This is a genomic window from Thermaerobacillus caldiproteolyticus, from assembly GCF_013761245.1.
GTDB classification, from domain to species: domain Bacteria; phylum Bacillota; class Bacilli; order Bacillales; family Anoxybacillaceae; genus Thermaerobacillus; species Thermaerobacillus caldiproteolyticus.
In genome coordinates, this window is sequence record NZ_JACDUT010000020.1 from 1 (window position 1) to 20,339 (window position 20,339).

Consider the following 20,339-nt stretch of genomic DNA (forward strand, 5'->3'; position numbering starts at 1 on the left):
TTTCGTTCTTAGAGTACCTTTCTGAATTTCCAGAAAAAGTGCTCCAACGCATCGGACAGGTGGTTATGTCGGAAAATTAATCTGAATCTATATAGTTATCGTGAAATCATAGAAAAATTATATCATAGTCATGCAATACGACTTGAATACTCTATTGAATTAGAAAGCATAGAAGCAATTAAACGCTGTGTATCATATAACCTTGGAATCGCTTTTTTACCGCTAATGACTGTAGATGAAGAAATAAAAAAAGGAGAACTAGCTTGCATTCCCCTTTCTTCCCCAGAAATAAAAGTGTATTTGCAATTGGTTTACCATAAAAAGAAATGGATTTCACAATCAATGCAACGATTGATAAACCTACTATTGGAGAGTTAATAATATACCCTGAATTTAGGCAATATGAAACTAGAGGATCTTTAAAAGCGTTTTTAAAAATTCCTTATGTGTTATTCGGTTTCTTGTGACCTAGGAAACCACAATGGTATATCACGACTTTTGAAGGCTTTTTATAGCCTTTTTCTTTTTTGCCTCTAATCGTTCTTTGTTTGTAGTATTCTTCTCTAAAACTCTTGATATTTTTCTTCTCGCATGAGGAGATGATACATCATTTTGAGTAATGGATGACCGATTGCCACAATGGCTCTTTCTTGAAAATTAGCATTTTCATCATTTGCTGGTGCCGTAAGCACGATATGGAGGTCTTACATGAAAGAACAGAATTTCTTTCTTAATCTGTGGTGCCACGAATGTGGCCAAGACAGCTAGAAGATATGTGAAAAAATTCTTTACATAGAGTAAATTTTTACCCGAAATTATTACCAGGTCATAGTAATAAGTGATAAAATAGATACAAGTCATAAAGCGAGGTGATTTTTCTATGTTTAAATCCACAGCACGTATTACTGCAATAGGTTCGTATGTTCCAGAAAGAAGGATAACAAATCACGATTTAGAAGAACTAGTCGAAACAAACGATGAATGGATTGTTAAACGTACTGGTATTAAAGAACGAAGAATAGCACATGAAGAAGAGTTTACAAGTGATATAAGTTATCAAGCTGTAAAGAATTTAATGGAACGATACGATAAATCAGTCGATGATGTTGATATGATTATCGTCTGTACATTAACTCCTGATTTCAAAACTCCGAGCGTGGCTTCTTTAATTCAAGCAAAGTTAGGTATTAAGAACACAGGTGCTATTGATTTAAATGCTGCTTGTGCAGGATTTACTTATGGGTTGTATGTAGCCAATGGATTGATAACATCTGGTTTAAACAAGAAAATTCTTGTTATCGGAGCTGATACATTATCTAAAATTACTGATTATAAAGACAGAACAACCTGTGTACTATTTGGAGATGGTGGAGGAGCAGTTCTCGTTGAATATGATGAACAACAACCAAGTTTTATTTCTTCATATTTAGGTTCAGAAGGAGAAGATGGAAATAAGTTATATTGTACAAATCTATCTAAACGTATGAACGGTGAAGACTTAATAGATAGTGGTTATATTGTTCAAAACGGTCGTGAGGTCTACAAGTGGGCTGTTAATACTGTACCAAAAGGTATGCAATCTGTTATGAAAAACACTGCAATAGATTTAAAAGATGTTGATTGGTTTGTCCCGCATAGCGCAAATTTAAGAATGATTGAGTCTATATGTGAAAGAAGCGAGTTTCCTATTGAGCGAACATTATATAGCTTGGTGGATTACGGAAATACTTCATCAGCAACAATACCATTGTCATTAGATAAAGGTGTACGTGAAGGGAAAATTAGAAATGGTAATAAGCTTTTATTATATGGCTTCGGAGGTGGTTTAGCACACGCAGGATTACTTATCAATTGGACTCTTTAAAATTTCTTAATAATTTATTTTTAAAAGACTTTTTTCTAAAAGATTGTTACTACTAAGAAGAAAGATGCAGAAGTAAAACAAATTTTAAAGTTACTGAACCACTATCGCGTGCGTTATCTCTAATAGTTACTTTATTTTAATACAATAAGGACATATTGGAGATATAGGAGGGAGAAAATTGTATCATTTTATTGGATATTTCTTAAAAAGCATCTTGCGTATATTTGGAAAAATACACGTTTATAACAAGCAACATCTTCCCAAAAGTGGTGGTTATGTAATAGCTTGCACACATACAGGATGGGTTGATGTTCTCTATCTAGGTACATCACTCTTACCAACCAAGATACATTATATGGCGAAGAAGGAGCTTTTCAAAAATAAGGCAATAGCATGGTTATTAAAAAAATTAAATGCCTTTCCTGTTGACCGAGAAAACCCTGGACCAAGTGTGCTAAAAATTCCACATCATCTCTTATCTAAAGGAGAGGTTGTTGGAATATTTCCAAGCGGAACAAGAACCGATGAACAAGTCGCTTTAAAACAAGGGGCAATTACAATCGCACAGCGTTCAAAAGTCCCAATTATACCGGCAGCATATATAGGGCCGAATAATTTAAAGGAACTCTTCCTTAGAAAAAAAGCCTGTCTTATATTTGGTGAACCTCTATATATTACTGCAACAGGTAAGGAAGGAAGAGAACATTTTACAATTCTCCTAGAAGAGAAAATAAATGCACTGCAAAGGAATTTACAAGACAAAAAATGATCCTTCTATATCGGTAATTATGTAAATAGAGAGCTGTCCTACAATGGATGGCTTCTTTTATCCTTATTGTACGATTGGCCCCCTTCTTAACCGTATAATGGGTTCGAGAGTTAATAAAATTAAGTACAAAAAAGATAACATTTGGTTGAAAACCAACAACTAACGATAGTAAAGTCAAAAGAAAAAGAGCGGCTTTATCAACCGCCCATACCGATAATTAAATAGTCCTAATCATGGATATTTTTCTATAGGCTCTTTTTGCTATTAAATAAAAAGAAATATAGTGCAACAGTAAGAAGTTAGGTTATAATGATTTTACAATTTACTTTTTTTGTAAAGAGGTGATAATTAAATGAGCAAAAATACAAATAGAAACGTATTGGATTGGTTCGTATATTTACTTTTAGCGATGGCAGTTGTACGGTTTATAGTTCATATTATTTAATTAACTTTACAAGGAGTTTACTTATAAGATTTAATCCTTTTTATGCACCTCACAATAATGCATTAGGTTGTTAAGGAAAACAACGTTTCTATAAAGAGCGATAACCGCTCTATTCTTTTGCTCAAACTCTTTATTGTTTAAAGCGGGTATGTTAAATTCTATTTCCATTTGTGTCATCAGCTTTGCTAAAGCATAGTTATATTCATCTTGCTTAGTGTTAGAATGGACAATTTTTCATACATTCGGTTAATCTCTGCTAATCGTTTTTCTAACATCGTTCAACCTCTTTTCCCTCTGGATTTTCCACAAACTTGGCTAAAATGTTATCTTCTTTTAAGTTCGTTCCGTACAAATTAATATAGTTCAACGTACCATCTAATGTAGAGTGTCCTAACAATCATCATCTTCCCTGCTCGTTATACAGTACTTGACAAAAGTATGTCTAAAGGTATGAATAGAACGCCTCTTTTCTTGTTGTACCGTGCTATGGCGTTCCTTGTCATTTGTTTACCTAACTCATTAATAAACAAATAATCATCCTTTTTAAGCCTATACATTCTAATATATTCTTTAAGGATTTTGACTAAATGCTCACTAATTGGATTGTATTGTGCTTTCCTATTTTTCGTTGTCGTTAATACTACCATTCCATTTTCTAAATCAATATCTCCGACTTTAAGGTTAAGGACTGTATTAAGCCTGTTACCTGTTTCTAAAAGATAATTGACCAATACCCAATTTCTATGCTCTACAAAGCCACATTCTTTCAAATTCGGCTTTTTGATTAGCTTTTTAATTTCTTCCTCTGTGTATGACTCTTTTTGCTGTTTATCGGCTTTAATAAGATTAATCTCGAATTTAATTAAATAATTTTCCCTCATAGCAAAGTAAAGAAATGATCTTGTAGCCCTCAAATATGTATTAATGGTTGTATCCTTTAACCCTTTATCTTTGAGCCACATAATAAATTTGTCAATATGCTTTTTCTCAATCTCTCTAACGTACTCAATCCCTATTTCCTCTGTAAAGCGGAAGGAATGTACTAAATTTTGCTCATAAAAGCGTATTGTCATTTCATGTTTTCTAGCTGAAAATCTTCGTACAGTTCTCGCAAAGTTTTTTCTAGTTCCGCCCTTTTCAAAGCACGTACTTTTGCCAATTTTACTCCCCCTTTAAGATTAATCTAATCCTAAAGGTGTTCAATAAATCGGTGGGGGAATATCATCTTGTTGTCCACACGATTAACCTTTTACTTTAGTTCGTAAAAAACAAAAAAGCCAATGCTCTGAATTACTCAAAGCATTGGCTTTATAGGCTTTTCGTTATGTATGGTGCCGATGGTGGGAGTCGAACCCACACTCCCAGAGGGAACACGATTTTGAGTCGTGCTTAAAATGGCACTAAATGGAATATGTTTAAAACTACCGATGTATCAATAGTTTTCCTGCAAGATTTTTTCTGATTCAAAAAATTTTCTCATACGACTTTAATTTTTCTTACAATATATAGTACATAATTTATCCCCTGTTTTCAATCTTTTTTTACAAATTTTCACACGTTAATATCAACAATCCATTTCTTGTTAAATCCACATCAATAACCTTCCAAGTTTTCCCCATGACTTCAAATGTCGTATTTACAGTGAATTTACTATTCGTCATAGAAAAACCTCCTTTACAAAAATAAAAGGAGCGCTTAACGCTCCTTTAAGTTAACACCATATTCATTTTTTAATTTATTAGCTATCTTCATAAATTTATCTTCAGTTTCTTTATCTAATTTACCATCTGCTTGTTTATCAGCAATATAAATAGTCCATTGAATAAAAAAATCTCCAATTAATTTAACATATTGTTTTTCTTTATTATTTAAATTAGTTTTATCTTGATTTAAATATTTTTCTAATCCTTTATTATCTAAATCAATAATACCGTATTTAATTTGATAAATTTGATTAGCGTATTTTTCACCTTCTTTAAATAATTTATCATTAATACCATTTGAATTACAACCGCAAAGTAATAACAATAATAAAAGAAAGGTGAATATTTTATTCACACCTTTCACCTCTTACATAGAAACAGATTTATTTTCATTTTGTTTAATTAAAACTTCCATAAGTTTTTGCCATTCAAGAATTTGGTTATATCGTTTTTTATATTCATCGCTGCTTTTCTTAATTTTCAATCCATCGCCAGCATTAAAAAACTCAACTTTTCTTATTGGATTATTTACATCATTAACAACTAACCGTAATTCCATTTTACTAATTTTTTCATCTTTTACTCTTGTTGCTGAAACTCCACCAATTATTGCTCCGATTCCACCAGCAATAGCCCCGCCAATTATTGAACCTGCAATTTGGCTAGCTCTTGAAACTTTAGAAATCGTTTGCCCATCCTCAACAATTTCAGATTGGTAAATGTCATCAATTTTAATGTTGTGGATAGAACCTTTATCGCAAATGAATAGGTGATTGTTTTCTTGATCGTAAACAATTGCTGAATTTGTTTCAGTTAGGATGGTTTGTTTTGTTGGATGCGATACATTTGCTTTTATTGCATTTCTTATTTTATCGTTAGTATCTGATTCCTTTTTATTTTTATCTTGTATATTAAAATAAATTCCTAAAGCACCTAAACCGAATAAAACGATGAAGATAAGAAAATCTTTCATAAACAACACCTCTTAATTAACACTCATTCAACTTCTTGATTTTCCCATTCTTTTTGCTCTTGTTTTTTCTCCCATTCCTGAAACTCTTTCCATTCACGGTTTGTTATTGTTTCACGATCATGTTTATAATCGTTTATCAAGCCAACAATAATCGGTTTAACGAATATGAAAAATATAAATAATCCTATGACAATAAAAAACAGATAAGCTTTTATTTGAAGTTTTATCCATAACCCCACCTCTTTTGGAAATATTACCATTATTATATCATATTATCCAAAAGAGATGGGTATTTAGTTTTTGAATTGTCTTAATATTTATATATGCTCATCCTCATCATCCAGCCGAGAAAGAATATGTAATAAATCTTTCATTATATGCTCTTTTGTATATTCATCATCTTTCAATTGATGAATGACTTTGAGAAGTTCATACTTTAATTCCACAATGATTTCTTTTTGCAGTAGGCGATCCATTCTATAGCCCCTTTCATGAAAATTTTCTTGGGTGTGTAATGGAAATTAGAGGTGCTTTTTTATTAATTTTCATTGCCTAATAGCATACGTTATCGTCTTGAAAAAAGCCCGCTCGTGTTTCTAACTGTGCTCGCCCCGTACAGACAAACGAAAATTTTTTGATGGATATTTAATACCCCCCCTATACCCTCAATAAAATTCCTGTTTTAAATAATCCACTTTATCATCAATTTTGAGCCTAATTTTTCATTGTGTAGAATGAAAAACTGTAAATAAAATGATTCATCATATAGTATCATTAGCAACCGCTGTTTCATTGAAAAAAATCAATATGTTTATTGAGAAAATTGATAAAAAAAAGAAAAAGGATAGCGGTTGTGCTATCCTCTTACATCTTTTTCAATGCTTCCAACATTTCAGCATGTGAATTATCTATATAGATTTTGGTTGTCTCGATTGATTCATGTCTAGCGAGTTTGCTAATTGTTTCAATTGGTACTCCTGCGTTGGCTAGATTCTTACAAAATGAATGTCTGAATCTATGCGGTGTTATGTTCTCCATGTGTGCCAATTTTGCGTACTTATTCAGCATAACTTGTATTGCTCTTGCTCCCATTTTTCCGCTACGCTCCGACACAAAAAGATAAGGTGATTCTTTGTATATATCTTTTTCAAGTGATTGGCGATACTTGAGCCATTTTTTTAAGTTCTTTGAATATTTCTCAATAAGAGTGACCGTTGCATATTTACCTTTTTTGCCTTCTCGAATGGTTATTGTAACGTTTCCGTTCACCTTTACATCATCAATTCTTAATGCTTCAACCTCTGCAACCCTTAATCCTGCGTAAAGCATTAGGTCTATAATAGCTAGATTCCTCAACCGCTTAAACTCATTTTTTTCAAGCTCAACGTAAGAAATGAATTTCTCTTGTTCCTCTTTCGTAAGCCATTTAGAAACATCTTTTTCACCAACAGTTTCAGTCGTCTGTACCTTTTGAATCTTAATTCGTGCCATTGGATTGTCTTTAATGATTTCATTATCGACAAGGTAAGCAAAGAATGTTTTGAGTGAAGCAATACTTTTATTAATCGTTGCTTGTTTACGATTCAATGTATTACGCATGTAGGAGATAAACTCTTTAATCGTTACTGGTTTTACTTGTGATAAATCCGTATGCCCTTCTGTTTTTTCGTACCAGTTAATAAATTGATTGATTGTAAAACGATAAGCCTTAATTGTCTTTTCGTCTTTACCTTCATTATGTAACCATTCTAAAAATGCTCCTAACATTCCATTCACCCCTTTTTCGTTTCAAAAGTATTCTAAGAATAATCAAAATTTGACATCCTTGGTGTTCTACGAATAATATAGCATAATATCTAGGTAATTACAACGTAGAATAATAATTCTGCGAATAATTTTTACGTACAATAAACCGCTGAAATATTCCTGTCATGAACAAAACAAAAGATATTCCGAATCATGAACATAGCAAATAGTCAATATGATTCATGTTCTTATTACGAGTAAATATAACTTTCAGAATATTTATGTATTTATAACTAACACCATGTTAAAATATGAATAAATGTATATCTTTTACACTTAGAGGTTTTTGAGGAGGAATTATTTTGAATGAGAAATTAGTTAAGGTTTGTCAGAAACTATTCGAAGAGTATGTAAGCAAATCAAGTAGCCCTTTAGAAAAAAAAGATGATTTCGATGGTCGAAAAGAACTTCTAAAAAATATCACAATCAAAGAAGGTGAAGTAATTAAATGTGTAGCTCCTATTCATACAGGAAATTGGGGAGTGACTAGGAATGGATTATTAGTAGCAACAAACTTGAGAATTTTTGTTTTATTTAAGAAAGGAGTAGGCGGTGCAGATGTTCACACTTTTTATTACAACAAAATCGTCAGTATAGATTATAAAAAAACGTTATTGACTTCTGATTTAACCATTTCAACAAATGGAGATAAAGAATTAACTTTAGCTTGTTTTTCAAGCGATACTTTAGCAAATCTTTTACGTAATCTTATGGAAGAGGCTACAACAGAAAAGGACACTTTACAATCAACAGGATTAAATAACGTTGTAGAACAACTCGAAAAATTACATAATTTAAAACAATCTGGTGCGATTTCAGAAGAAGAATATAGTATTTTGAAACAAAAATTGATAAAAAGTTAAGGAAAACATTAAAGAAAATCTTTTAAAGATCTTTTTTAGGGTGCAGTATTTCAACACTGTACCCTCATGTTCCTCTCATAAACAAAACGAAAATGTTCGTAATACGAACGGTTCAATAAGCCTATCTTTGGAATTGCAAGGTGTCACCAATTATTGCGTACCCTTCATCACCACCAACAAATAAACGTAATCGTTAATGTTATCGTAAAACCCTTGAGAATCAAGCATTTTTTTAATATTCAACCGCTGAAATATTAAAAAAAATCGGCTCAAATATCGAAAAAACGTTGAGAAATCAAGGTTTTACGATAATCAATAACGACAACATAACGATATTAAAAAACCCTTGATATTCCTGTATTTTTTAAATCTCTCGATTATCGTTCGATTAACAATGTTAGTCGTCTCGATGAGATGCTTTAATAATTTAATACTTTGCCCTGATAAAATATTACATCTTTTGAAGGTTTAAATATTCTTTATACCGAAAATTATAAGTATTAATTTTACATATTTATCTTAATGGCAATTAAATAATGTATGAAAGGAGTTACATTTAATGTTCCGTCTTATTTTGTTATTGATTGCTGCTATCGCTTTATCATCATGCTCGATAAACTCAGATAACCCGATTAAAGAAGAATCTAATGAGCATGTTGTTTTGCCGAATGTTGATGAGTTGAATAAAACCGTATGGCAGGATTCAAAAAAAGTATTTGATATTTTGAACGAATCAATTGAGAACGGTAAATATTCAAAGGACAGTGATTTTGTTACGAACTATATGAAAAAGTATTATGAAAGTGGTTATGTTGACCATGAAAGTGCTGAAACTTCACTAGTTTTTAACATCCACGCTTTATACACTTTCTTCATAGGTAGTACAAGTTTTGAAGGTGAAAGCCAAAAAGAGAGTATAGAAAGTTATAAGAAAACATACGTAAAACTAGATCAAATGTTCAAAGATAAAGGAATTGAATAAAACACAAACTACTTAACTTTGTACAAATTTTTCTATAATATGTTGATTCATTTGTATTGTGGGGGCTTCCGACCATCTAGTCAACTTTTCGCTTCGCTCAAAATTGACTACCTCAGCCAGCCCCCACTCCCCCGCTGTCATTAGTAATATTAGTGTTAAAAAAATGTCCCAAATCCAAAGTATATAATTAATCATTTCTATTATTAATACTTGGAATTAGGGACAAAAAGAAAAAAGACTAGCGGAAATGGAAATGCTAGTCCATAAAGTGACCCAATTTTTATATATTATTAGAGAAAAAGTGTCCCACTTTTATAATTAACTCTTAATCATTCAATATTGAAAAAGTAAAGTGAGACTATTTTTCTATTTATTTAGAGAGAGATTGTCCCACTTTTCTTTTTTATTTGCCATAGTTCCAAATGCCAAAGATGGGAGAAGTTCAATCTTTTTATATCCATTAGGATACTCATGTATTATAAGGTTCATGGATTCGGCTACTTCAATCATGATTGCTTTTCGTTCCTCATCGTTCCAGTGACGATTGACCCACTTTTTAAAATTCAGATGAATCTTTCCAAGCGATAATTCCCTCTCGAAAGGTTCTTTCTCTAATACTGTTTTCGCATATTGAAATCTCTCTTTGCATTCATTTCGGAATTTAATATTTCTAAACAAATCAAAAGAAAGGATTCCTTCAAGTTCATATAATTTTGCTAATTCGTCTTTCCAACCTTTTCGATTCGTATAAATAAGAACATAAGACTTTTCATTATCGTTTAACAATCTAATATTAATTCTATGTATGATTTGTGAGAAATCCATTAACATTAATTGGCGATAAATCTCTTGTACATCATTGTCTGTAAACCATTGGATTGATTTTGCATCATTGTTGTTTTCATGTTGTAATGAAACATCTTTTTCAACTCCATAGATAGCAATAGCGTACATTTTGTAATATGTTGGATGACGCAAAGGTAAAGCGAGTAAACCTAAACCGTTGTATTCGGCTAAATCATTTTGCCCTGTTGTATTTAATAAATTCAATGCCATTGATTCATGTTCCATCTTGTTGGTATTTGTAAAATATTTCTTGTATTGTTCCTCTGTGATAACTCCATTTTTGACATATGTTTTTATGTCTGCTTTTGTTGGAAGTGCGATTATATTTAAGTCTTTCACTCTGTCCCTAACCTCTATAAAATCACTAGCTATACTCTCATGCGTTTCCTTATTTTTGCGTTTTGTTTTTGAAGTATTTATGACACGAAACATAATCCTTAATCGTTCTTTGTACCGATGATAATTCGGAAGTTCAATCAATTCATATTTGCCATGTTCATAGATTTTTCTAACAATATCCGCTGTCCCATCGAGAATAAGAATATTTCCAAAGTGCCTGTAATCAATCCATTTTGAGCATAGTAAAACCGTTTTCTTTTCATCACGATTCACGACACCAACATTATCTTTTTCAAGCATCTCTAAAAACCATTTATATCTGTTTTGATATTTATATCCAACCTTCTCTTTTTGGAGAGTATTTAAAACATGATATAGCAACTCTTGTTGTTGTTCATCTTTTAAATGTCTAATTAGCTTTTTCGTTGGAAGTGAAGTGTATTCTGATTCATGTTTAAATGATTCTGCCATTTCCATAGATATTATGTAATTAATCAGCACCCGAACCCTTTCACAATCAAACTTTGTTAATTCTTCATCATTTGTCGCTCTTACCATTTCGTCATACCAATCCAAACAATTATCATGCTTTCCTATATCGAACGCTTCGGCATTAATAAATATCGGCATCTCATCAATAATAATAGTTCTTTGAATCGGCTCTATCCATTCGATATTACGTTTCCAGTACGAAAAGAACGAGAACTCACCAAATCCTATTGCTATGTCTCGAAAACGTTGTTGAGTGATTCCTACAATTTTAAAATTTTTTATTATATTTTTTATGTCATCATTAAAATTATCTGAATCAATAAGAAGTAATTCATTTTTAACAAATGGTTGAACTTCTTTTCTAAATGAATCCATGCTTTTTTTATTATTGAAAACGAATAATAAAGGAATATTATTCTTATGTGCCACTTTTGCTATTACCCTTGCTGCTGTACTCTTCCCATGCCCCATCACTGAATTAACCACTTTCGCTATGTATGGGCGATTATCTTTTACTTTCTGTTCCTCATTTTGTTTTTTCCCTTCATATAGTCGGACACTTTCATTTATAAAATCAATCATTACATTATATACATCAATAAATGATTGCTCATGAATATTATAATAGTGATCTTTATTAGAAAAAAATTTCTCAACCTCACTGATTCGATTAATCTTTTCTAACATATAAAAATCCCTCCTGCTTAATTATTGATTAAGTGCTTAAAGAAAAATATTTATCGCTCATTTAAGATTTTCTGTAATTCTTCCGTTCGCTCATATAACCAAAATCTTTTGCCACTGTTCGCAATAGCGGTACAAATATATTGGATTCCGTACTGGTCAATTTTCTTTTTCAACGCCAAATCGTAACAAAAGAAATAGTTTTTCATATCCTTATCACCTCTTACTTATTTATTGCAGGAAGCGGAATTAATCCGCTCCCTGTTCTTCATCATCTTTGTATGTATAACAAACCCAATCTTTATATGTATAAGCTAATGAAATCAGTTTATCTTTGCTTGGTATCGGCTTTACTCCTACCTTGTGTGCGTCTGTTTGAAATGTTTGAATATATATAAATCGTTGCTGTGGAAGTCCTATTTTGAAGTCAAAATGCGGTTGTATATCCTTGAAGTTTATCTTTGTATGTAAATATCCTTGCTCATCTATTTCGATTTTTTCATTTAATCCATAATCATCTTGTAATTTGTAAAAATAATCTTTGTCTCTTTGATTCAATATGTCAATTAGGCATGTGTAGCCCATGTCTTCAAGCCAATCTATGTATATTTGCTTAAATCGTTTGTTTGTTGTGTAGAACCCTTTAAATGCTGAATCAGTTGCTAAAATAATTTCTTTGCCTATTTGCGTCTTTGGTAATGGAATATCGTAATAAGCCATGATAAGCATTAATGTAGAGAATGGATATTTTTCGCAATAATTATGTATACCGATACCTTTAATACGATTCATGTTTGCACTTGCTTTATTATGTATTGTGTAATGATTATCGAATGTCCTTACATTCTTTGTAAATGCTGCATCTACGCCTATTGTTGCACTCTTTGTTTTATTTGCCCTGTATATGCTTGTAAAGTCGTAAAAATAGTTAATTCTCCATAAATAATTGGTCATTACTTCAAGCAAAATAGAACTCATCAAACTGTCAATATCATTAGTAAGTATCAGATCTCTTTCGAGTTTTAAATCTTTAATGCACCAATCGGGCATTTTTTCTTTCAATTCATTCTTCATAGTGTCACAAAGGACACTAACCCGTAACCTCTAAAACAAAAGCAAAAACAGCAAAATTTAAATCCTTATTCACTCCACAAACCTGTGGAGCTTTCCTCCTTTTATTCCTCGTCAATAGTTAGTGTTTCATGCAAGTATTGACTACTAGAATAAAAGGAGGTTACGTCTTGCAATCCTTCATTTGTTCAACTCCTTTCTTTTTTTTTCTAATTTTTTAAAAGATTATCCAATGAACATCTGATTTACTTCACTTGCAAGATTGACGACTCAAAATGGCTTGTAATCCTTCATGTGTCCAACACCTTTCATTATTTAATTTTTTATAATTTTCTAATTGAAATTTTAACAAAGAGGGAAGGATATGCTTCTCAATTACTTGTGAAGGAAGTTTCTTGTATTTTACTTTGCGTTCAATTAATTTTAATAATCGTTTATCTAAACAAAAGTAATCAAAAGAAAAATACCCAAAGTACTTTATATATATTTCATAAAAACAATCTGTCATTAAGTTATGAATGGATGGTATATTTTTGTATTCATCCAAAATTTCTATATAGAAAGAATGGAGCAATTTCGCTTTTTCGTTTGCCTTCCACTTAATTTCGACAACTTTATTTAGATTCTTATCCAGTATCCCAATTAGATAGACCCCATCATTTTCTAAAGATGATATGTATGTATGGTATAAAGCAACATAATCACCTGATTTCTTTATTAATTCCATTTGCTTAACCTCCTTGATTAAATGATTTTCAATTTTCAAAGAACGTTGATTTCCAGCACCCTAGCCCAATTTCATCACCCCCTTTATAAAATTAAGTGCGGTTATCATGAGTTTGAATATATTCTTCATACGCTTGCCGCAAGTGAGGTTTTAACGTTATGCGTCCTGTCTCATACTGACTGATTGCCGACTGAGTTACGCCAATTACCTGTGCAATTTCTTTGTGAGTGATTTTTCGTTCTTTTCGTTTAAGCATGAAAATGTGTCTTCTTTTGATATTGAAATCCATTTATCATTTCCCTCCTTCTAATAAAAATTAGTGTTTAGAGGGTAAAAAAGGAATTTACCCTCATAGATCAAAGTTAATCAAAGCCAAACTATATGTATGTTTTAAGCAAAAATATGTATTATGTACTCTTTTTCTTTCTGTCACGTTTTTTCTTTTCTTGTTGTGGGGCTTTATATCGTCAATGGTGAGTAGTTTCTTCTCTGGTCGCGGTTTCTTGAAGTGTTCGGGATGCTGAAGAGGTGTTTTTAGGTCTTTCCAGTTTGCGTAAAGTTCTTTGATCACGTGTTTTCAGTACGTCTGAATCATTGAATTCCCCCTTCAATTACTTTAAGTTTTGGAGGATTTCTTTTTATTTCAATTGGCTGTAAGTATTCGTCATACGTTACTTGATATGTTGGTAGCTTATCTCCAAAAATCTCATCAATCATTTCATCCATCTGCTTCCGAACCTCTTCATCTCGTTCCCTTTTCTGCATGATTGAATCGAACATCATTTCAGCGAATACGTCATTGTCAATGTCCTCGATTTTCTCAACAAAAATGGCACAATGAAATGTATCACGGTCAATTTCATCCGGTAAAGAGCGAATATATTCTTGTTTGCTCTCGAAGCAATGATCTGGAGTAATAATACTCAACATTTCATTTTTTGTGATTGTTGTATTTCCTGCAAACATAAGGTCAATATATGGAACAAAATCTATTTCAAACAAGCGATATGTAAGTAACTTCATGATGCGGTCATACACTTTATCTATTTCATCGAGTGAATCTTTTAGATACGAATAATATTTAATGATTGTATTGTTGTCGAGATTGTCAATCTTGGTTACAATTACTTTCATTTTAGTAAGTGAGTTTTTCAGTAATCGTTGCAAATAATCAAACGTTCGATGAATTTCTTTGTATCGTTTCCATGCTTGTTTGACTTCAACAATAAGATTGAATTTCGAGTATTTGTCTAGTTTCCGGGCTTGAGAAATATAAATTCGATATTGTTGTTCTAAATCGCTAATAAATTGCTCAAATTTTTCTGGTGACATCTCCTTTTTACACTCGACAGCCATATGTAGCATTGCTTTTTCGTTTAGTGTTTCAAACATCAGCCAAAGTTCTTCGTTTTCATCTTCAACAAACTCAATGAATGTTTGAATACGTTGTTTAGCTTCTTGAAGAAATTCGTTAATCTGATTTTTCAATCGAAATGCGTTCATTTAGATTCCTCCATTTTCTTATTTTTATTAGCAAAAAACACCCATACTATCATCACTTCCCTACACAATCAATATCATCACCTACCTTAAATTGTTTCGTCTTTGCCTATTTTAATGAGATCGCAAAATTAAGCAAATTTTTTATATTACAATTTAATTACATTTATATTACAAATATATTACACATTGATCGACTTTGACTATATTTGACCTTTGTTAATTTCATTATATTTTGACCTTTTTTGACTTTCAAGTGGTTTTTGGAAATTTTTTAAACTTTTTTATAATAATAAAAAAATCCGCTGGATAAGCGGAATTTTTTATTATATGAATACACTTGATGAACTATTTATATTAGAGATATATCCCGAGTAATATAAGCAACTGCATCACGTACAAAATCCTTCATCTTAATCCTCTCCCACAAAACTATAATTTCATTTAAATGGTTATGAATATATTGCGATCGGAATAACTAGTAAGGCAGGTTCATTAATTCTTGTTATTATCTCTGGTAATTCTAATTGTTCATCTACTTGATCATTAAATGAAGTGAACATTTCTTCTAAAGCATTTTGTTTGAATAATTTAAAACCTGTATTTCTAAACAAATTTATACTATCAGTTTGATCTAATACTACTTTTACCACTTTCCCCACTACAGTATAGTTTCCATCTATAATTTCATTCATACTTCTATTAAAGAAAAAATCAATATATACAGGTAATACTGCTTTTATTGTTTCATGAGAAGTTTTTATTGTACTAATTAAATCAATCATATCATGTTGAGTTAAACTTTCTCTCATGCCTTTAATTTGTTTTAATATATTTTGATCTTCTTTTTGAGCTTTGCTTTTCTTTTTACTTTCACTTTCAAGTCTTATTGCCATAACTCCTATTTGTTCTAACGACTCTAAGAGCGAAACTAAAGGATTTTGCTCTAATGTACTACTAAATCTTACAAACTCTCCTGATTTTAAATTAATTAAATCGCTTTTATTGTTAATGTCTTTAACAAGGTTTATCTCCTCTAAATAAGAAAGTAATTTTACAAAAAGAGACGTTGGAGTGTGAACTTTTTCTTCTGACTTTGAAGAGGATTCTGTTTGTGTTTTTTCTTTTCTTGCATTTATCTTTGATTTGACTCCAAATAATCCAAATGCATTACTTATTCCAATTTCAGCACTACCATCTACTCCATTCTTTTTTCCTTCTTGATTAGAGATATTTAATTTCGTTACTTGAGAAAAACCATCATCAATTACAGCTAACAAATCAAACACTATTTTTTGATTTAGATAAATAGTTATTGGTAAAATTTCTTTTGTTTCAGGCATATCTTATCCCCTTTTCTATTTTAAATACTGATAAAAGGATTCTTTTAACTAATTTTTAAATCAACACCATTTGAAATTTTCAAAGGAATGCCATAATAATAATTCATTTCATTTTCAATCTTAAACCCTGTTTCATTTTCGATCTCTTTAATTAGTTGATTATACGTCTTTTCTGATAATTCAATTTTACTCGGCGGTTTGTTAGTTTTTGTTCTAAAACTTAAAATTTCTTGAGAAATTCTATCCATTAAATTCATTTAAAATCACCTCTTTAAATATTTGAATAAATTGATTAATATATTTAATGTACCACCAAAATTTCACTTTTGGTTTTACGTACAATCATTGGCAAGTGAAATTTTACCATCTTCATAATAATAAAAAAAGCAATACATCCGAATATAAATAATTTTGTGAATTTAGATTTTAAATCAATCATCCATTGTTCAATGTTGTTGTTGAAATCCTTTAGGTCACGAAATTGACTCAAATGCTTAAATTGCTCAATATTACCGCTTCTCATTGTCTGCCCTCATATCGAATATATGTTCGATATGAGGGCAGACATAACTAAATAAACCTACTTGATTTCTATTTTTAAAAATTGTAGGATTTAATTAGGCGTATGTTTAGTTATGTCTATCCTATGGGAGTGATGTTGCCGCATCACTCCCGATTTTTTATTATTCTTCAACTCTCGATACTTCTATTTGAAAATCTTCAACATCCAACTTCACTGTTTCGTTATTTAAATACTGAAGTTCCAATTTCACATTTGCTACCGATAAATCATTTAATTGGCGTTGTGCAATCATTTCCGCTTCTTGCTGGTTATTTGCTTTCACCTTCATAGAAACTGTTGTTTTCACATCTGCAAAAACTACATATTCTTTTGTTTCCAATGCTCTCATGTTCTTTATCCCCTTTCGTCCCTTCTTTAATTTGCATACTTTAATGCTTCAAATACTTCCTCAAATTCTCTTTTCAATTCAAGGAGAAATGAAATATCTTTCCCTTGTTCTTGTGCAAAACGAATTTCACGATTTACGCTCTGTAATTGCCCCCAAACGGCTGCTTTTATGGTTGCAAGTTCCTTTTCCGTTACTTTGATCGTTTTCATTACGCCACTGCCTTTCTGATTACGATTTGTTTACCTGCAAATTTGTCATCCAGTGCAATTGGTTTACCGTTTAAATCTTCAATGATGAATGAATCGTTAAGTTGTATAAATTCACCGATTTCTAATTGAAGAAATGCTTGTCCATTTATAAATGTAAGTGTGCCGAAAGTTTCCATATTTGATTACCTCCTTCTTCTACTTGAAAACACATTTTCAATAGGTGAAAATGTTTTATGCTTTTCGACTACATCGTCAGAAAATAGATTGACGTAATGTTTCACCATTTCCATTGAAGAGTGACCTAGAACCGCTTGAAGTTCGAAGATTCCTGCGCCTGCTTCAACGGAAAGTCGGGCGAAGGTATGTCTGAATTTATGGCAAGTCGCATGGATACCACATTTCTTTCCATACGACTCAATTTGCGCCTGCATTTGACGTTTTGTTAAAGGAGTGTCATCAACAGAAACAAATAGATAATCATGATCTAATGTGCCACGAATTGCTAAATATTTTTTTAACTGCTCTTTCATTTGCTTCTGAATCGGTACATAACGTTGTTTGTAACCTTTCGTATTTTGGATAAGGATTCGGGAACGCTGAAAATCTATATCTGATAATCGAATCCCCACGCATTCACTTGCTCGTATTCCTGTTTCAAGTAAAAGCATCATTATAGTTAAATCCCTTACGCCAGTGAAAGTCCTTAAATTTGGTTGTTTAAAGAGGATATGAATTTCTTCTTTTGTGAAGGTAGGTACTGCTTTCTTTCGGTCTTTAAGTAGTTTGATTTCATGAAAAGGATTTTGTTTTTTAAAAATGATTTTTTCCCGTTCAAGAAAGTTAAAAAACGCTCTTAATGCACGCAGCCGAGTATTGATCGTTACCGTTCTACATTTTTTTTGATTCTTCATATACAAAATGACATTTTTCTTAATGATTTCAGGTGTCATTCTGTAAATATTAACTTCAATTTCTTGTTCACGAAGAATCTTATAGAATACCGATAATTCATTTTTGTAATACTGAATAGTTTGAGGGCGACAATTTCGTATTTCACAATCCTCAAGAAACTTATCTAACGCTATTTGAAAATCAATAGCATCAGATTGGATATAATTTGCGTGCATTTCAAAAATTTCATCAGGGGATAAATTATTGTTACGCCTTGCCAAAATATCACCTCTTTGACAAGTCGTATGAGGAATACTGAATCAGATTTTTCAATGGGGAATCGTATGAGGATAAAATAAAAAGGATTCCCGCATCTTGCAGGAATCCTTGATACATCAGTTTTTCAGTGCCGATGGTGGGAGTCGAACCCACACTCCCAGAGGGAACACGATTTTGAGTCGTGCGCGTCTGCCAGTTCCGCCACATCGGCATGTTAAAATTAACAACAAGAAGATTATAGTAGATATAGTAACATTAGTCAAGCTTTTTCAGTGCCGAGGGCCGGACTCGAACCGGCACGGTAGTCACCTACCGCAGGATTTTAAGTCCTGTGCGTCTGCCAATTCCGCCACCCCGGCGAAATATTATTTCAATGGAGGCGGCACCCGGATTCGAACCGGGGGTAAAGGTTTTGCAGACCTCTGCCTTACCACTTGGCTATGCCGCCATCTAAGCGGAAGACGGGACTCGAACCCGCGACCCCCACCTTGGCAAGGTGGTGTTCTACCACTGAACTACTTCCGCAATTGGCTGGGGTAGCTGGATTCGAACCAACGCATCACGGAGTCAAAGTCCGTTGCCTTACCGCTTGGCTATACCCCAATGAATGTTTATATAAATGGGGCGACTAGTGGGAATCGAACCCACGCATGCCAGAGCCACAATCTGGTGCGTTAACCACTTCGCCATAGCCGCCATCTTATCTACATTTGGCAGGGGCAGTAGGAATCGAACCCACACCGGAGGTTTTGGAGACCTCTGTTCTACCATTAAACTATGCCCCTAAACATGGTGGAGGGGGACGGATTCGAACCGCCGAACCCACTGGGAGCGGATTTACAGTCCGCCGCGTTTGGCCACTTCGCTACCCCTCCATTAGCTATTAATAATGCCGACTGCAGGACTTGAACCCGCAACCTACTGATTACGATTCAGTTGCTCTACCAATTGAGCTAAGTCGGCAAAGCATTATGAATCATAAAAAAATTTAATTTTACTTTTATATAAAAATGGTGGCTCGGGACGGAATCGAACCGCCGACACAAGGATTTTCAGTCCTTTGCTCTACCGACTGAGCTACCGAGCCATTATTAATTATTGAATATGGCGGTCCCGACGGGACTCGAACCCGCGATCTCCTGCGTGACAGGCAGGCATGTTAACCACTACACTACGGGACCAATTTTATTGGTTGCGGGGGCAGGATTTGAACCTGCGACCTTCGGGTTATGAGCCCGACGAGCTACCAGACTGCTCCACCCCGCGATGATAATTTATGGTGGAGGATGACGGGATCGAACCGCCGACCCCTTGCTTGTAAGGCAAGTGCTCTCCCAGCTGAGCTAATCCTCCAAACAATAAAGAAGTGACCCGTACGGGATTCGAACCCGTGTTACCGCCGTGAAAGGGCGGTGTCTTAACCACTTGACCAACGGGCCATTATAATATAGCGACGGAGAGCAAGGGATTCGAACCCTTGAGGCGCTGTTAAACGCCTACACGATTTCCAATCGTGCTCCTTCGACCACTCGGACAGCTCTCCAAGTTGGCTCCGCAGGCAGGATTCGAACCTGCGACCAATCGGTTAACAGCCGATTGCTCTACCACTGAGCTACTGCGGAACGATTAGATCTGCCTAGCG

At 33.0% G+C, this 20,339-nt stretch carries 25 protein-coding genes and 16 tRNA genes; 5 read left to right on the plus strand and 36 right to left on the minus strand.

From position 1 onward, the window contains the following. The first annotated feature begins 81 nt into the window (after nt 1-81). The 3 genes from HNR31_RS17760 to HNR31_RS17770 all read left to right on the plus strand — a co-directional run bounded on the left by HNR31_RS17760 (nt 82) and on the right by HNR31_RS17770 (nt 2,633). A complete protein-coding gene (locus HNR31_RS17760; RefSeq protein ID WP_258561124.1) occupies nt 82-378 on the plus strand; it encodes a LysR family transcriptional regulator substrate-binding protein in 297 nt (98 codons plus the stop codon). A gap of 502 nt (nt 379-880) precedes the next feature. Next, a complete protein-coding gene (locus HNR31_RS17765) occupies nt 881-1,864 on the plus strand; it encodes a ketoacyl-ACP synthase III (RefSeq protein ID WP_181557516.1) in 984 nt (327 codons plus the stop codon). Nucleotides 1,865-2,042: 178 nt separating this feature from the next. Then, nucleotides 2,043-2,633 carry a lysophospholipid acyltransferase family protein gene (locus HNR31_RS17770; protein ID WP_181557517.1) on the plus strand — a complete coding sequence of 197 codons (591 nt, stop codon included), beginning with the start codon at nt 2,043-2,045 and terminating at the stop codon, nt 2,631-2,633. A 713-nt stretch (nt 2,634-3,346) separates the two neighbouring features. Here the strand turns inward: HNR31_RS17770 and HNR31_RS19050 are convergent. The 7 genes from HNR31_RS19050 to HNR31_RS17805 all read right to left on the minus strand — a co-directional run bounded on the left by HNR31_RS19050 (nt 3,347) and on the right by HNR31_RS17805 (nt 7,521). Next, a complete protein-coding gene (locus HNR31_RS19050) occupies nt 3,347-3,475 on the minus strand; it encodes a hypothetical protein (RefSeq protein ID WP_258561123.1) in 129 nt (42 codons plus the stop codon). A gap of 19 nt (nt 3,476-3,494) precedes the next feature. After that, complete coding sequence (locus HNR31_RS17775) at nt 3,495-4,151, minus strand: tyrosine-type recombinase/integrase (RefSeq protein WP_181557518.1); 657 nt, start codon at nt 4,149-4,151, stop codon at nt 3,495-3,497. Nucleotides 4,152-4,773: 622 nt separating this feature from the next. Then, on the minus strand, nt 4,774-5,136 hold the full coding sequence (locus HNR31_RS17785; RefSeq protein WP_181557519.1) for a hypothetical protein: 363 nt from the start codon (nt 5,134-5,136) through the stop codon (nt 4,774-4,776). Between the two features lie 12 nt (nt 5,137-5,148). After that, nucleotides 5,149-5,754, minus strand: coding sequence for a hypothetical protein (locus HNR31_RS17790; protein WP_181557520.1), 606 nt, complete (start codon nt 5,752-5,754; stop codon nt 5,149-5,151). 23 nt (nt 5,755-5,777) lie between these two features. Next, nucleotides 5,778-6,014, minus strand: coding sequence for a hypothetical protein (locus HNR31_RS17795; protein WP_181557521.1), 237 nt, complete (start codon nt 6,012-6,014; stop codon nt 5,778-5,780). 57 nt (nt 6,015-6,071) lie between these two features. Further along, nucleotides 6,072-6,230 (minus strand): hypothetical protein, encoded by a 159-nt coding sequence (locus tag HNR31_RS17800; protein WP_181557522.1) that lies wholly within the window; start codon nt 6,228-6,230, stop codon nt 6,072-6,074. A gap of 388 nt (nt 6,231-6,618) precedes the next feature. Next, nucleotides 6,619-7,521, minus strand: a complete 903-nt coding sequence (locus HNR31_RS17805) for a tyrosine-type recombinase/integrase (RefSeq protein WP_181557523.1) — start codon at nt 7,519-7,521, stop codon at nt 6,619-6,621. A 341-nt stretch (nt 7,522-7,862) separates the two neighbouring features. Between HNR31_RS17805 and HNR31_RS17810 the strand changes: the two genes are divergently transcribed. Together HNR31_RS17810 and HNR31_RS17815 are read left to right on the plus strand one after the other, a co-directional pair. Continuing rightward, the gene (locus tag HNR31_RS17810) at nt 7,863-8,423 is read left to right on the plus strand and encodes a PH domain-containing protein (RefSeq protein ID WP_181557524.1); all 561 of its coding nucleotides are present in this window, start codon (nt 7,863-7,865) and stop codon (nt 8,421-8,423) included. A 559-nt stretch (nt 8,424-8,982) separates the two neighbouring features. Continuing rightward, nucleotides 8,983-9,405 carry a hypothetical protein gene (locus tag HNR31_RS17815; protein WP_181557525.1) on the plus strand — a complete coding sequence of 141 codons (423 nt, stop codon included), beginning with the start codon at nt 8,983-8,985 and terminating at the stop codon, nt 9,403-9,405. Between the two features lie 366 nt (nt 9,406-9,771). On the opposite strand, the gene HNR31_RS17820 is transcribed toward HNR31_RS17815, so the two are convergent. From HNR31_RS17820 to HNR31_RS17960, 29 genes are all read right to left on the minus strand, one after another. Next, entirely contained in the window at nt 9,772-11,769 is a 1,998-nt protein-coding gene (locus HNR31_RS17820) for a hypothetical protein (RefSeq protein ID WP_181557526.1), read from the minus strand. Nucleotides 11,770-11,819: 50 nt separating this feature from the next. Continuing rightward, nucleotides 11,820-11,975 carry a hypothetical protein gene (locus HNR31_RS17825; RefSeq protein WP_181557527.1) on the minus strand — a complete coding sequence of 52 codons (156 nt, stop codon included), beginning with the start codon at nt 11,973-11,975 and terminating at the stop codon, nt 11,820-11,822. Between the two features lie 40 nt (nt 11,976-12,015). Further along, nucleotides 12,016-12,828: a hypothetical protein gene (locus HNR31_RS17830; protein ID WP_181557528.1), complete on the minus strand. Its 813-nt coding sequence runs from the start codon at nt 12,826-12,828 to the stop codon at nt 12,016-12,018. Between the two features lie 259 nt (nt 12,829-13,087). Beyond that, nucleotides 13,088-13,564, minus strand: coding sequence for a hypothetical protein (locus tag HNR31_RS17835; RefSeq protein ID WP_181557529.1), 477 nt, complete (start codon nt 13,562-13,564; stop codon nt 13,088-13,090). 91 nt (nt 13,565-13,655) lie between these two features. After that, nucleotides 13,656-13,853 (minus strand): helix-turn-helix domain-containing protein, encoded by a 198-nt coding sequence (locus HNR31_RS17840; protein ID WP_181557530.1) that lies wholly within the window; start codon nt 13,851-13,853, stop codon nt 13,656-13,658. Between the two features lie 302 nt (nt 13,854-14,155). Next, nucleotides 14,156-15,067 (minus strand): retrotransposon gag family protein, encoded by a 912-nt coding sequence (locus HNR31_RS17845; RefSeq protein ID WP_181557531.1) that lies wholly within the window; start codon nt 15,065-15,067, stop codon nt 14,156-14,158. Nucleotides 15,068-15,516: 449 nt separating this feature from the next. Then, complete coding sequence (locus tag HNR31_RS17850) at nt 15,517-16,407, minus strand: DUF6414 family protein (RefSeq protein ID WP_181557532.1); 891 nt, start codon at nt 16,405-16,407, stop codon at nt 15,517-15,519. Between the two features lie 44 nt (nt 16,408-16,451). Continuing rightward, nucleotides 16,452-16,664, minus strand: coding sequence for a hypothetical protein (locus tag HNR31_RS17855; RefSeq protein ID WP_181557533.1), 213 nt, complete (start codon nt 16,662-16,664; stop codon nt 16,452-16,454). A 44-nt stretch (nt 16,665-16,708) separates the two neighbouring features. Beyond that, nucleotides 16,709-16,930: a hypothetical protein gene (locus HNR31_RS17860; protein ID WP_181557538.1), complete on the minus strand. Its 222-nt coding sequence runs from the start codon at nt 16,928-16,930 to the stop codon at nt 16,709-16,711. Nucleotides 16,931-17,090: 160 nt separating this feature from the next. Then, the gene (locus tag HNR31_RS17865) at nt 17,091-17,318 is read right to left on the minus strand and encodes a hypothetical protein (protein WP_181557534.1); all 228 of its coding nucleotides are present in this window, start codon (nt 17,316-17,318) and stop codon (nt 17,091-17,093) included. 26 nt (nt 17,319-17,344) lie between these two features. Then, the gene (locus HNR31_RS17870) at nt 17,345-17,527 is read right to left on the minus strand and encodes a hypothetical protein (protein ID WP_181557535.1); all 183 of its coding nucleotides are present in this window, start codon (nt 17,525-17,527) and stop codon (nt 17,345-17,347) included. Further along, nucleotides 17,527-17,703 (minus strand): hypothetical protein, encoded by a 177-nt coding sequence (locus tag HNR31_RS17875; protein ID WP_181557536.1) that lies wholly within the window; start codon nt 17,701-17,703, stop codon nt 17,527-17,529. Before HNR31_RS17875 ends, HNR31_RS17870 begins: the two co-directional genes overlap by 1 nt. Nucleotides 17,704-17,709: 6 nt before the next feature. Continuing rightward, nucleotides 17,710-18,699 (minus strand): tyrosine-type recombinase/integrase, encoded by a 990-nt coding sequence (locus HNR31_RS17880; protein WP_181557537.1) that lies wholly within the window; start codon nt 18,697-18,699, stop codon nt 17,710-17,712. Between the two features lie 126 nt (nt 18,700-18,825). Continuing rightward, nucleotides 18,826-18,908: transfer RNA gene (locus tag HNR31_RS17885), tRNA-Leu, on the minus strand. A gap of 62 nt (nt 18,909-18,970) precedes the next feature. Next, nucleotides 18,971-19,056: transfer RNA gene (locus HNR31_RS17890), tRNA-Leu, on the minus strand. Between the two features lie 15 nt (nt 19,057-19,071). Then, nucleotides 19,072-19,145 (minus strand) — tRNA-Cys (locus HNR31_RS17895). Nucleotides 19,146-19,150: 5 nt separating this feature from the next. Beyond that, nucleotides 19,151-19,222 (minus strand) — tRNA-Gly (locus HNR31_RS17900). Between the two features lie 3 nt (nt 19,223-19,225). After that, nucleotides 19,226-19,300 (minus strand) — tRNA-Gln (locus tag HNR31_RS17905). 17 nt (nt 19,301-19,317) lie between these two features. After that, nucleotides 19,318-19,393, minus strand: a tRNA-His gene (locus HNR31_RS17910). A gap of 15 nt (nt 19,394-19,408) precedes the next feature. Next, nucleotides 19,409-19,482, minus strand: a tRNA-Trp gene (locus HNR31_RS17915). Between the two features lie 5 nt (nt 19,483-19,487). Further along, nucleotides 19,488-19,572, minus strand: a tRNA-Tyr gene (locus HNR31_RS17920). Nucleotides 19,573-19,587: 15 nt separating this feature from the next. Then, nucleotides 19,588-19,660, minus strand: a tRNA-Thr gene (locus HNR31_RS17925). Nucleotides 19,661-19,708: 48 nt separating this feature from the next. Further along, nucleotides 19,709-19,784, minus strand: a tRNA-Phe gene (locus HNR31_RS17930). An 18-nt stretch (nt 19,785-19,802) separates the two neighbouring features. Continuing rightward, a tRNA-Asp gene (locus HNR31_RS17935) sits at nt 19,803-19,878 on the minus strand. An 8-nt stretch (nt 19,879-19,886) separates the two neighbouring features. Then, nucleotides 19,887-19,963: transfer RNA gene (locus HNR31_RS17940), tRNA-Met, on the minus strand. A gap of 11 nt (nt 19,964-19,974) precedes the next feature. Beyond that, nucleotides 19,975-20,050 (minus strand) — tRNA-Val (locus HNR31_RS17945). Between the two features lie 14 nt (nt 20,051-20,064). Further along, nucleotides 20,065-20,136 (minus strand) — tRNA-Glu (locus tag HNR31_RS17950). Between the two features lie 15 nt (nt 20,137-20,151). After that, nucleotides 20,152-20,240, minus strand: a tRNA-Ser gene (locus HNR31_RS17955). Between the two features lie 4 nt (nt 20,241-20,244). Continuing rightward, nucleotides 20,245-20,319, minus strand: a tRNA-Asn gene (locus tag HNR31_RS17960). Nucleotides 20,320-20,339: the final 20 nt, after the last annotated feature.

Excerpts from the sequence above, each read along its gene's own strand:
- HNR31_RS17805 (WP_181557523.1), bottom strand. The coding sequence starts at position 7,521 with ATGTTAGGAGCATTTTTAGAATGGTTACATAATGAAGGTAAAGACGAA.
- HNR31_RS17875 (WP_181557536.1), bottom strand. The coding sequence starts at position 17,703 with ATGGAAACTTTCGGCACACTTACATTTATAAATGGACAAGCATTTCTT.
- HNR31_RS17790 (WP_181557520.1), bottom strand. The coding sequence starts at position 5,754 with ATGAAAGATTTTCTTATCTTCATCGTTTTATTCGGTTTAGGTGCTTTA.
- HNR31_RS17775 (WP_181557518.1), bottom strand. The coding sequence starts at position 4,151 with ATGACAATACGCTTTTATGAGCAAAATTTAGTACATTCCTTCCGCTTT.
- HNR31_RS17800 (WP_181557522.1), bottom strand. The coding sequence starts at position 6,230 with ATGGATCGCCTACTGCAAAAAGAAATCATTGTGGAATTAAAGTATGAA.
- HNR31_RS17855 (WP_181557533.1), bottom strand. The coding sequence starts at position 16,664 with ATGAATTTAATGGATAGAATTTCTCAAGAAATTTTAAGTTTTAGAACA.
- HNR31_RS17840 (WP_181557530.1), bottom strand. The coding sequence starts at position 13,853 with ATGGATTTCAATATCAAAAGAAGACACATTTTCATGCTTAAACGAAAA.
- HNR31_RS17845 (WP_181557531.1), bottom strand. The coding sequence starts at position 15,067 with ATGAACGCATTTCGATTGAAAAATCAGATTAACGAATTTCTTCAAGAA.
- HNR31_RS17860 (WP_181557538.1), bottom strand. The coding sequence starts at position 16,930 with ATGAGAAGCGGTAATATTGAGCAATTTAAGCATTTGAGTCAATTTCGT.
- HNR31_RS17850 (WP_181557532.1), bottom strand. The coding sequence starts at position 16,407 with ATGCCTGAAACAAAAGAAATTTTACCAATAACTATTTATCTAAATCAA.
- HNR31_RS17820 (WP_181557526.1), bottom strand. The coding sequence starts at position 11,769 with ATGTTAGAAAAGATTAATCGAATCAGTGAGGTTGAGAAATTTTTTTCT.
- HNR31_RS17795 (WP_181557521.1), bottom strand. The coding sequence starts at position 6,014 with ATGGTAATATTTCCAAAAGAGGTGGGGTTATGGATAAAACTTCAAATA.
- HNR31_RS17825 (WP_181557527.1), bottom strand. The coding sequence starts at position 11,975 with ATGAAAAACTATTTCTTTTGTTACGATTTGGCGTTGAAAAAGAAAATT.
- HNR31_RS17865 (WP_181557534.1), bottom strand. The coding sequence starts at position 17,318 with ATGAGAGCATTGGAAACAAAAGAATATGTAGTTTTTGCAGATGTGAAA.
- HNR31_RS17870 (WP_181557535.1), bottom strand. The coding sequence starts at position 17,527 with ATGAAAACGATCAAAGTAACGGAAAAGGAACTTGCAACCATAAAAGCA.
- HNR31_RS17815 (WP_181557525.1), top strand. The coding sequence starts at position 8,983 with ATGTTCCGTCTTATTTTGTTATTGATTGCTGCTATCGCTTTATCATCA.
- HNR31_RS17835 (WP_181557529.1), bottom strand. The coding sequence starts at position 13,564 with ATGGAATTAATAAAGAAATCAGGTGATTATGTTGCTTTATACCATACA.
- HNR31_RS17765 (WP_181557516.1), top strand. The coding sequence starts at position 881 with ATGTTTAAATCCACAGCACGTATTACTGCAATAGGTTCGTATGTTCCA.